This is a genomic window from Arthrobacter sp. TE26545 (genome assembly GCF_056279005.1).
In genome coordinates, this window is the sequence record NZ_JBWBQM010000001.1 from 1,380,972 (window position 1) to 1,391,459 (window position 10,488).

The 10,488-nt window shown below is 68.3% G+C and carries 10 protein-coding genes; 6 read left to right on the plus strand and 4 right to left on the minus strand.

The window, feature by feature from the left end:
• Positions 1-147: 147 nt before the first annotated feature.
• Positions 148-582, plus strand: a complete 435-nt coding sequence (locus ACZ9CK_RS06165) for a (deoxy)nucleoside triphosphate pyrophosphohydrolase (protein WP_426302895.1) — start codon at positions 148-150, stop codon at positions 580-582.
• A gap of 1 nt (position 583) precedes the next feature.
• On the opposite strand, the gene ACZ9CK_RS06170 is transcribed toward ACZ9CK_RS06165, so the two are convergent.
• On the minus strand, positions 584-1,702 hold the full coding sequence (locus ACZ9CK_RS06170) for an Rv2578c family radical SAM protein (protein ID WP_426302896.1): 1,119 nt from the start codon (positions 1,700-1,702) through the stop codon (positions 584-586).
• A gap of 84 nt (positions 1,703-1,786) precedes the next feature.
• Between ACZ9CK_RS06170 and pcp the strand changes: the two genes are divergently transcribed.
• Positions 1,787-2,419 (plus strand): pyroglutamyl-peptidase I, encoded by a 633-nt coding sequence (gene pcp / locus ACZ9CK_RS06175; RefSeq protein ID WP_476049516.1) that lies wholly within the window; start codon positions 1,787-1,789, stop codon positions 2,417-2,419.
• A 3-nt stretch (positions 2,420-2,422) separates the two neighbouring features.
• On the opposite strand, the gene ACZ9CK_RS06180 is transcribed toward pcp, so the two are convergent.
• Both ACZ9CK_RS06180 and ACZ9CK_RS06185 read right to left on the minus strand, forming a co-directional pair.
• A complete protein-coding gene (locus ACZ9CK_RS06180) occupies positions 2,423-3,064 on the minus strand; it encodes an SIMPL domain-containing protein (RefSeq protein WP_426302898.1) in 642 nt (213 codons plus the stop codon).
• Positions 3,061-3,513, minus strand: coding sequence for a hypothetical protein (locus tag ACZ9CK_RS06185; protein ID WP_426302899.1), 453 nt, complete (start codon positions 3,511-3,513; stop codon positions 3,061-3,063). The genes ACZ9CK_RS06180 and ACZ9CK_RS06185 overlap by 4 nt, the downstream gene beginning before the upstream one ends.
• 78 nt (positions 3,514-3,591) lie before the next feature.
• On the opposite strand from ACZ9CK_RS06185, the gene ACZ9CK_RS06190 reads away from it, so the two are divergent.
• The 4 genes from ACZ9CK_RS06190 to ACZ9CK_RS06205 all read left to right on the plus strand — a co-directional run bounded on the left by ACZ9CK_RS06190 (position 3,592) and on the right by ACZ9CK_RS06205 (position 8,976).
• On the plus strand, positions 3,592-4,488 hold the full coding sequence (locus ACZ9CK_RS06190) for an LppM family (lipo)protein (protein ID WP_476049517.1): 897 nt from the start codon (positions 3,592-3,594) through the stop codon (positions 4,486-4,488).
• Between the two features lie 159 nt (positions 4,489-4,647).
• Complete coding sequence (gene pheS / locus ACZ9CK_RS06195; protein WP_070349308.1) at positions 4,648-5,709, plus strand: phenylalanine--tRNA ligase subunit alpha; 1,062 nt, start codon at positions 4,648-4,650, stop codon at positions 5,707-5,709.
• A gap of 2 nt (positions 5,710-5,711) precedes the next feature.
• On the plus strand, positions 5,712-8,255 hold the full coding sequence (gene pheT / locus ACZ9CK_RS06200; RefSeq protein ID WP_426302901.1) for a phenylalanine--tRNA ligase subunit beta: 2,544 nt from the start codon (positions 5,712-5,714) through the stop codon (positions 8,253-8,255).
• A 19-nt stretch (positions 8,256-8,274) separates the two neighbouring features.
• Positions 8,275-8,976, plus strand: coding sequence for a 4'-phosphopantetheinyl transferase family protein (locus ACZ9CK_RS06205; RefSeq protein ID WP_476049518.1), 702 nt, complete (start codon positions 8,275-8,277; stop codon positions 8,974-8,976).
• Positions 8,977-9,004: 28 nt separating this feature from the next.
• On the opposite strand, the gene ACZ9CK_RS06210 is transcribed toward ACZ9CK_RS06205, so the two are convergent.
• Positions 9,005-10,420: a M1 family metallopeptidase gene (locus ACZ9CK_RS06210; protein WP_476049519.1), complete on the minus strand. Its 1,416-nt coding sequence runs from the start codon at positions 10,418-10,420 to the stop codon at positions 9,005-9,007.
• Positions 10,421-10,488: the final 68 nt, after the last annotated feature.

A 10,488-nucleotide genomic window follows, 5' to 3' on the forward strand; every position in this document is an offset into this window, starting at 1 on the left:
TGTTTCTGGGCTGCTGGCCGGATGCTCCGCGTACCGGGATAGGCGCGCGCACGATAAATCAGATTTTCAAGTCTAATGTCCTGCAACCATGCCGGCCCCGTGTCTGTTCCCGCGGGAGGACGAGGGCAGGGCTCCTACACTTGAGTGGTGACTTCACTCATCAGTGTCTCCGGAGCCGCCGTCGTCGACTCGCTTGAAAATCCCCGTTTCCTTCTGGTGGCGCGCCGCAGCGCACCGCCGAAGTTCGCCGGAATGTGGGAATTCCCGGGCGGGAAAGTCGAGGCCGGGGAAAGCTTCGAGGACGCCCTGCACCGGGAACTCCGGGAAGAACTCGGGGTCGACGTCCGGCTGGGACGGGAGATCCCGGCCCCCGGGGACGCCGGGTGGCCGCTGAATGAGCGCGCCGTGATGCGGGTCTGGTTCGCGGAGGTGCTCGAGGGCGAGCCCCGCCCCCTCGAGGATCATGACGAACTGCGCTGGGTCGGCCTGGAGGACCGCGGCGAAGCCCTGGAACTGCCGTGGATTCCGGCGGACCTGCCGATTGTGCGGGCCTTGTTGGAACGGGTGGCCGCGAGGGCCTGAGCTAGAACAAGGTGGCCTGCTCCGTGGGGACCGGCAGCGCGTCCGGATGTGTCTGCCCGCCGCCCGCCGCGGACCCGTGGTTCCTGGCGTGGCGGTGACTGAACCCGCTGCTTGCGGTGAATCCGTGACGGGCCTTGAAATACCTGACCCGGCCGGCCAGCCATTCGCGGTACTCCTTCGAAGGGTATGCGCCTTTCGCGTAGAGCTGGCGGTACCTTTCTGTCAGTTCCGGATGGTGGGCAGCCAGCCACTGCATGAACCACTCCCGGGTTCCCGGTTTCAGGTAGAGCGCCCCGGCAGTCACGCCGCTGGCGCCCGCGGCCGACAGTGCACCGAAGAGCGATTCAAGGGCGTCGTCGCTGTCGCTCAGCCAGGGGAGGATCGGCATGGCCATGACGCCGCAGGACAGCCCGGCGTCGCGCAGGCGGGCGACGAGCTTCAGCCGTGCCCGGGGCGCCGGAGTACCGGGCTCGACGACGGCGGCCAGGGCCTCGTCCATGGTGGCCAAAGAGATGCCGAGGTCCACGGGAACCTGGCTGGCTGCGTGCTTGAGCAGCGGGATGTCCCTCGAGAGCAGGGTTCCCTTGGTGAGGATCGAAAACGGTGTGCCGGAATCCGCCAGTGCCCGGATGATTCCCGGCATGAGCTGATACCGGCCTTCGGCGCGCTGGTACGGATCGGTGTTGGTGCCGAGGGCCACTTGGTGGCGGCCCCAGGACGGCCTGGAGAGTTCCTTGCGCAGGACTTCCGCGGCGTTGATCTTGACCACTACCTGGGAATCAAAGTCGCGTCCGGCGTCGAACTCCAGGTAGGTGTGGGTCTTGCGGGCGAAGCAGTACACGCATGCATGGCTGCACCCCCTGTAGGGGTTGATGGTCCATTCGAAAGGCATGCGGGAACCGGCAGCCACCTTGTTGAGCACTGATTTTGCCGTGACCTCATGGAAGGTGACCCCGGAGAATTCGGGAGTCGAGACGGAACGCACAAGCCCGGCCAGCGGAAGCAAGGCATCAGGAGCAGGGGCGGCCCTGGAGGCACTGCTGCCGCCGGCGTCTTCACCGGCCGTTCCAGGCAGTTCCGGTTCGTGGATCGGTGAAAGAGCCTGTGCGTCCCATCTCATGGACCAATTCGAATATATGTTCGAAATTAAGTCAAGGAAGGCCTGAGGCCTCGTACCCCACGGTGGCTTGCTATCGTGTGGCACATGATCCTCCTGAGCGGCTTCGAGCCTTTCGGCGGCGATCGCACCAACCCGTCCTGGGGCGCGGTGCGCATTGCCCGCGACATCCTCCGCGGCGAGGGGCTGGATGCCGAGGCCGTGGAACTGCCGTGCGTCTTCGGGGAGTCCGTGCGGGTGCTCCACCGGGAGATCGCACGCCTGCGGCCGGTATTGGTGATCAGCGCCGGCCTGGCCGGCGGACGCGAAAGACTGTCCTTGGAACGCGTGGCCATCAACTGCGACGACGCCCGGATCCCGGACAACGCGGGCAACCGTCCCGTGGACGAGGAAGTGGTTCCGGGAGGCCCTGCCGCCTATTTCAGCACCCTTCCCGTCAAGGCGGCGTTGCGTGCACTGCAGATCGCGGGCCTGCGGGCCGAGGTTTCGCAGACCGCCGGAACGTACGTGTGCAACCATGTGTTCTACGGGCTCATGGACTACCTTGCCGCCGAGTCACCCGGGACACGCGGTGGATTCATCCACGTTCCGCGCGAGTCGCAGCCGGGCACCCCCGGCGGCATGCCCCTGCACGACATGGGCGAGGGGATCGCCGTCGTCGTCCGGACCGCCCTGGCGACAACGCTGGATGTGAAAGTCCCTGCGGGGGCCATCCACTGACGCTCACTCTTCCGGCGCGAGCAACTCCCACGTCACCACGATGCTCGCGGACACCGCGACGGTACCCGGCTCGATGGCAACCCCCTCGGCGGCGAAGGTGCGGGTCATATCGCGCGCAACGGGAACCGGCATACCGTGCTCCGGCCGCTGTTCGATTGAAAGGACCTGGCCCAGCCGGGAGCCGGCGAGGCTGGCGAAGCGCAGGGCCTTGACCTCGGCGTCGTGCCAGGCGGCGTCCTGCGCCAGGGCAGCTACTGCGGACGAGTCCTTGAACCCCTGCTCGATGCCGTTGATCCGCACGCTGTTGCCGCCGGCCGAGATCGCGGCGGAAATCGCCGCTGGCGCCAGGTGCGGCGGGCCCACCCGGGCCACCAGGTCCGTGGATGCCAGATAGCCGGTGACCTTCTGGCCCTGGTTCTCCACCCAGACCACGTCCGGCCGCAGGTTCAGCCCGCTGGTGCGGAGGTCTCCGTCCGCTACGCCCCGCCGGCGCAGTGCTTCCGTGACGGTGAGCGCGACGTCGGCGGCGTCGTCGTAAGCGCGCGCGGCGGTGTCCTGGCGGACCTCGACGGCGAGGGTCAGGGTGAGCAGGTCCGGGACCGCTTCGGCGGTGCCGTCTCCCGTGACGGTGATGCTGCGGGTCATGTCATGCCTCGATTCGTCGTGCCGCTCCGGTTTCTTTGGCCGTTCCGTTGCCTGTCAGGGTAGCCGCCCGCAGCGAGCCCGGCCTGCCGTTCGAAGAAGTTGGCCGTGCCGGGATTGCCGGTGCGCAGCACCGACCATCCGGCGCACAGGGAGTACAGGGCGAGGAACGGCAGTCCCAGGCACCAGGCGTACTGCGTGCAGTGCCGCTCCTCATGGCCCAGCAGCACGGGATCCTGCCCGGCGCTCGCGGTCCCCGCCCGGTACAGCACGACATTTCCCACGGTGAACGCGGGAGCATGCGGCAGGCCCCAGCGGTAGCCCGCGGCGATGGTGAGTCCACGGGGACCGGGGCTGCACCGGGCGCCCGCAGCCCGGGCTAGCAGGAGGCCCAGGGGAGTGGAGAGGTTCAGTGCGTTGGCGATCCGGCGAAGCCGCTGCCCGGGAGTCATACGGCCATGCTAGCCCCGCCCCCTTGGCCCCGTCCGCCGGCAAAGCTACGCTAATCCTGCAAACACCAGGAGCCCTTGGTGGATGGACGATCGGGGGGAACCATGCGGCCAGGACGTGCCGTCGGCGCCATCGCTGTTCTGGTGGCTGTGCTCTTTGCGCTGACGGGTTGTTTCAAGCTCAACATGGACATCAAGGTCCACAGCGAGAAGAGCGTCGACTATGAAGCGGTCTATGCGCTCCAGAAGGACGTCCTGAAGGGCAAGTCCTTCGACGAGTTCATGAAGTCGAACAACGGTTCGGCGGACATGACCGTCCCGGAGGGCGCGAAGGTCGAGGAATTCGAAGACGCCAAGTACAAGGGCAAACGGATCAGTGCCGCCAACATCGACCCGAGCAAGATCGCCGAGGCCGAAAAGGACTCCGCCAACAAGATGACCCTGGCCAAGGAAGGGGACTTCTACGTCCTCACAATGGGGAACCTCTCGAACGATTCCAATGACCCGCAGGGGGCCCAGATCGCCAAGGCCATCTTCGACGAGGCGGTCCTGAAGGTGACCTTCCCGGGGAAGGTCGTGGAGGCCGACGGCGCGAAGATCGAGGGCAACACGGCCACCATCGACTTCCTGGCCACGGACGCCAAGCAGATCAGGGTCAAGGCCGAAAGCTCTGCAGGGTTCCCCATCCCGATGTGGGCACTGTGGGGCGGCATCGCCCTGTTGGTGGTGATCGCAGGCGTCGTCCTGTTCGTTCTGCTGTCCCGGCGCAAGGCCCAGCCGGTGCCGGCCGGAGGGCCGCTGCCCGGCGGAGGCCCGGTGCCGCCTGGCGGACCGGTGGGCGGGCCGCCGGTGACGGGCGCACCGGCGGCGGCAGCGCCGTCGTGGCCCGCGCCTCCGCCGGTAGCCCCGCCCGCGGTCCCACCGCCCTTGCCGGGCCACCCGCCGGCACAACCCGGCCAGGACGGACGGCCCGAATAGCGGACCGGCCTGAATGACGGACCGGTTAAATCCCGGCCGCAGCGTTCAACTAGACTGGGGGGTAATGCCCGCTGGAGGATCCGGTGAGCATTGCCCCTTTGTCTTTGCCGTGCTGCTTGCCGGCGGAGAACACTTCCGACTCGTAGCTAAGAACAGTAGATGACTGACACTTTGCCGGGCGCCGCCATCCCGAACCCGCTGGATGAGGCTGCCATTACTGCCGCCGTCGAGGCCGCCGTCGCCGCCATTGCCGCCGCGTCCTCGCTCGAAGAACTCAAGGCCGTCCGTCTGGCCCACACGGGGGAGAAGTCGCCCCTGAGCCTGGCCAACCGCGAAATCGGCGGCCTGGCCAAGGAGCACAAAGCCGCTGCCGGCAAGCTCATGGGCGCCTCCCGTGGCCGCGTCAACCAGGCCCTCGCAGCCCGCACCGCGGAGCTCGAAGCCGAGAACGACGCCCGCATCCTGGTCGAGGAAACCGTGGACGTCACAGCCGCCCCGCGCCGTCGCCGCGCCGGTGCCCGGCACCCGCTGTCCACCCTGCAGGACCGTGTGGCGGACATCTTCGTGGGCATGGGCTGGGAGATCGCCGAAGGTCCCGAGGTCGAGTCCGAATGGTTCAACTTCGACGCCCTGAACTTCAAGCCGGACCACCCTGCCCGCGAAATGCAGGACACCTTCTTCGTGGAGCCCCCTGAAGCCCACCTGCTGATGCGTACGCACACCTCCCCGGTACAGGTGCGTTCCATGCTGGAACGCGAAGTGCCCATCTACGTGCTGTGCCCCGGAAAGGTGTTCCGGACCGACGAACTCGACGCCACGCACACCCCGGTCTTCCACCAGTTCGAAGGCCTTGCCATCGACAAGAACCTCAGCATGGCAGACCTGCGCGGAACCCTGGAACACTTCGCCCGGCAGATGTTCGGCGAGGAAGCCTCCATCCGCCTGCGCCCGAACTACTTCCCCTTCACCGAGCCTTCCGCGGAGCTGGACATCTGGCACCCCGGCGCCAAGGGCGGACCCCGCTGGATCGAGTGGGGTGGCTGCGGCATGGTCAACCCCAACGTGCTGCGCGCCGCCGGCATCGATCCGGAGGAGTATTCAGGTTTTGCCTTCGGCATGGGCATCGAGCGCACCCTCATGTTCCGCAACGAGGTCAGCGACATGCGCGACATGATCGAAGGCGATGTACGTTTCAGCGAGCACTTCGGGATGGAGATCTAACAGTGCGTATCCCCCTTTCCTGGCTGCGCGAGTTCGCGCAGGTACCGGCCGATGCCTCGGCCGAAGACGTCATGACGGATCTGGTCAAGGTCGGTTTTGAGGAAGAAGCCGTCCACCGCCCCACGGACGCACTGAAGGGCCCGGTCGTCGTCGGGCAGGTCCTGAGCCTGGTCAAGGAACCGCAGTCCAACGGCAAGACCATCAACTGGTGCCAGGTCCGTGTGGTCCCCGAAGGCCAGGAGCAGACCCTCACCGGCAAGGGCATCGACCCCTCCGGCGTGCAGGGCATTGTCTGCGGCGCCCACAACTTCGTGGAAGGCGACAAGGTGGTGGTCACCCTGCCCGGTGCCGTGCTGCCCGGCGACTTCCACATCTCCGCCCGCAAGACCTACGGCCACCTGTCCGCTGGCATGATCGCCTCCGTCCGCGAGCTCGGCATCGGCGAGGACCACGACGGCATCCTGGTGCTGTCCCGCATCGGCCTCGACCCCGAAATCGGGACCGACGCCATGGAACTGCTCGGCCTCTACGACCAGGCAGCCGAAATCAACGTGACCCCGGACCGTGGCTACGCCTTCTCGATCCGTGGCGTGGCCCGCGAATACGCCCACGCCACCGGAACGTCCTTCACGGACCCGGCGGCGCTGGTCAACGCTCCGGCGGAACTCTCGGGCGGTTACGGCGTCAAGCTCAACGACGACGCACCGATCTACGGCAAGCCCGGCTGCGACCGCTTCGTTGCCCGCACCGTGCGCGGCGTGGACGCCACGCGCCCGACCCCGCCGTGGATGGTCTCGCGGCTGCGCCTGGCCGGCATCCGCTCCATCTCCCTGCCGGTGGACATCTCCAACTACGTCATGCTTGAGCTCGGCCAGCCGAACCACTGCTACGACCTCGACAAGCTCTCCGGGGACATCGTGGTACGCCGCGCCGTGCCCGGCGAGAAGATCCTGACGCTGGACGGCAAGGAACGCGCGCTCGACGTCGAAGACCTGCTGATCACGGACGATTCGGGAGCGATCGGGATCGCCGGCGTCATGGGCGGGGCCAACACCGAGGTGTCCGACTCGACCACGAACATCCTGGTCGAGGCGGCCCACTTCGACGAGGTCTCCATCTCCCGCGCCCGCCGCCGCCACAAGCTGCCGTCCGAAGCCTCCAAGCGCTTCGAACGCGGCGTCGACTGGCAGCTTGCGGGGGTCGCCGCGCAGCGTGTGGTTGACCTGCTGGTGGAACTCGCGGGAGGCACCGCGGACGAGGCTGGCACCGACGTCGGAACCGCGCCGGAAACCGCCACGATCGAGCTTCCGGCCGGCTTCGCGGCCGAGCGCATCGGCATCGCCTTCAGCGAGGAGCAGATCACCGGCTGCCTCGAAGACCTGGGGGCCACCGTCGAAAAGACGGAGGATGGCTATCGGGTCACCGCGCCGAGCTGGCGCCAGGACCTTGAGACCAAGGAAGACCTTTCCGAGGAAATCGCCCGCCTGGTGGGCTACGAGAACATCCCGGCCACCCTGCCGGTGGCCCCTCCCGGCCGCGGGTTCACCCGTGCGCAGCAGCAGAAGCGCCGCGTGGTGCAGGCCCTGGCTGACGCAGGCCTCACCGAGGTGCTGTCCTACCCCTTCGTGTCCAAGGCCGCCAATGACACCTTCGGTGTGGCCGAGGAAGGCGCCGAGCGTGACGCCCTCAAGCTGGCCAACCCGATCAGCGAGGAGCACGGCTACCTGCGCACCTCGGTGCTGCCCGGACTGATCGAAGCTGCCCGCCGCAACCTGTCCCGTGGTTTCCGCGACCTCGCCCTGTACGAGGCCGGCCTGGTGTTCCTGCCGGACGGAAAGATCGGTACGGCTTCCATTCCGCCGCTGGGTGCCAAGCCTGCTCCGGAGGTCCTCGACGGACTGTTCGACGGCGTCCCGGACCAGCCGCTGCACCTCGCCGCCCTGATGTGCGGCCACGATTCGCCTGCGGCCGCCGGCCACGCCCCGCGCCCGTGGGACTGGGCCGATGCCCTCGACGCCGCCCGCCTCGTAGGCGACGTGCTCGGCGTCGAACTCGTGGTCAGCCAGGGAAGCCACCAGGCCTTCCACCCGGGCCGCGCCGCCCAGCTGGCGCTGCGCTCGGGCGAAGTGGTGGGCTACGCCGGTGAACTCCACCCGAAGCTGCTGGCCGCGCACGACATGCCCGCCCGTTCGGTGGCCATGGAACTGGATGCGGACGCGATCTTCGAGGCCGCCGCAGACGTGATCGTCGCCAAGCACATCTCCGGCTTCCCCGTCGCCACCCAGGACGTTGCCCTGGTGGTTCCGCAGGACGTGCCGGCAGATGCTGTCCTGGCCGCGCTCCGCGAAGGCGCCGGTGAACTGCTCGAAGATGTGGCACTGTTCGACGTCTACGTGGGCAAGGGCATCGAGGAGGGCAAGAAGTCCCTCGCCTTCGGCCTGCGCTTCCGGGCGACCGACCGCACCCTGACGGCCGACGAAGCGTCGGAAGCCCGCGAGGCCGCCGTCGCCGTCGCCGCCGAGCGCTTCGGGGCCGTACAGCGCTGACGGACATGGGCTGACGGAGGTGGGCAGGCCGGCATTGCGGCTGGAGGCGCTCGACGCCGTGGCGGCGGCTCCCGCCGTCACGGCTTCGGCGCTGCGCGGTGCCGCCGGACGCAGGGCCGCCGCCTACGCGCATGAGCGGGACCGGACGGAATTCCTCGCCGGACGGGCGGCCCTGCACCTGTTCGCCGCACAGCTCCTGGAGGTGGATCCGGTGCGGCTTGCGCCGCTCTACGTCTGTCCGCAATGCGGGCCGGGCGCTGGCCACGGGCGGCCTTCCTTCCTGCTCGACGGCGGCCCGGCACCGCTGCTGCTCAGCGCCTCGCGGGCGGCAGGCAGGGCGCTGCTGGCCGGCGTCGCGCACCCGGAACCGGGCATGGGGCTGGGAGTGGACCTGGAAGACAGCGGCAGGCTCGCCGCTGGTGGTTCCGACGCTGGCGGTTTCGACGCTGGTGGTTTCGACGCTGTGGCGCTGGGGGCCCGCGAACAGAGCTGGGTGCAGGGGCTGCCTGAGCGGGACCGGAACCGTGGCCGGACGCGGCTGTGGGCACGGAAGGAAGCCTGGCTGAAGCGCAGCGGCGAAGGCCTCCGCCGGGATCCGGCCACCGTGGACGTGCTGGAACTGCCCGGCCTTGCCGACCTCGCGCTGGACGGAACGGACCCCGGCCTGGAACTGGTGGGGCCCGTGCCCGGAACCCTGCTTGCCGCCGTCGCGTTCTGCTAGCTCACGTTCTGCCAACGCTGCCGGGGGACTAGAGGAGCGGCGGCAGGGCCTTGCGGTAGAGCCACGGCTCCAGCACCGAAGCGCAGTCCAGGCCGGGCACGCAGTTGTCTGCAGTGGCCACGAACTCCGCGGTGGACACCGAAGCGTGCTTGAAGTCGGCCGTCCACCGGCGGAGCAGGCCGAAGAATGCTTCGTCGCCGCAGGCCGTCCGCACGGCGTGCAATGCCAGGGCGCCGCGCTTGTAGACGCGGTCATCGAACATGAGCCCGGGCCCGGGATCGCCCACCAGCAGGTCCTGGGCTTCGCCGGCGAGCTTCCGCCACGCCGCCGCCGTCCGCCCGGCCAGCGGCATCACCCTGGACTCCTCGGACCAGATCCATTCCGCGTAGCAGGCGAAGCCTTCGTGCAGCCAGATGTCCTTCCAGCTGGACACCGTCAGCGAGTTCCCGAACCACTGGTGCGACAGTTCGTGGGCGATCAGCCGCTGTGACTCCCAGTCCTGTCCCAGGTGGTTGCGGCCGAAGATCGAGAGCGTCTGGGCTTCCAATGGGATTTCGAGCTCGTCCTCGGTGACCACGGCCGTGTATTCCTGGAACGGGTAGGGGCCGAAACAATCCACGAAGGTGCGCATCATGTCCCGTTGCCTGGCGAGGCCCTCGCGGGCCAAGGCCGCCATGGGCCGGGTTGCCGCGAGGTACTGCGGGACCGCTGCCGGCCGGGGCGCATCGGCGTGGTGCAGGCTTCCCTGTCCGGTGCCTGCTCCGCTTCCGGCAGGCCCGGAAGCACCGGCAGCCCCGGCAGCGCCGAGCGGCAGCAGTTCGTAGCGGCCGATCTGCACCGTGGCCAGGTACGTCGCCATCGGCTCAAGCTGTTCGTACACCCAGGTTTCACGGCTGGACTTGCGGCTGTGCGAAATGAGCCGCCCGTTGCAGACCACCCGGTAGTTGTCGTCCGTGGTGACACTGATCAGGTAGCTGGACTTGTGCCGCGGGTGGTCGTTGCAGGGGAACCAGGACGCGGCGCCGTTCGGCTGCCCGGCGACCAGCACGCCGTCGTCCAGTTCTTCCCAGCCGACCTCGCCCCAGAGCCCGCGCCGGGGCCGCGGATTGCCCTCGTAGCGGACCTCCACGGTGAAGGACTGCCCCGCCTTCAGCCGCTCCTTGGCCGTGATGACCAGGTGCTCTCCCCGGGCGCCGAACCTGGGCACCTTCTTCCCGTCCACCAACACTTTGGCGGCCTTGAAGCCCACCAGGTCCAGCACGATCTGCTGCATGTCCTCCAAAGCAACGCAGCGCAGCACGGCCCGCCCGCTGAGCCTGTTGCTGGCCAGGGCGTAGTCCAGGTCGAGTTCGTAGCGTTCCACCCGGAAGGCCAGGCTCCCGTGCTGCAGGGTGTAGCGGTCCGCCGCGGTGTCCGTGCTTGGGGATGTCTCGCTGCGGCTCATCGTGTCCTGCCTGCCTCCGGTTTCGCTGCTGTGCCGCCGGGGGCGGCTTCCTGCCAATCTACGCTACG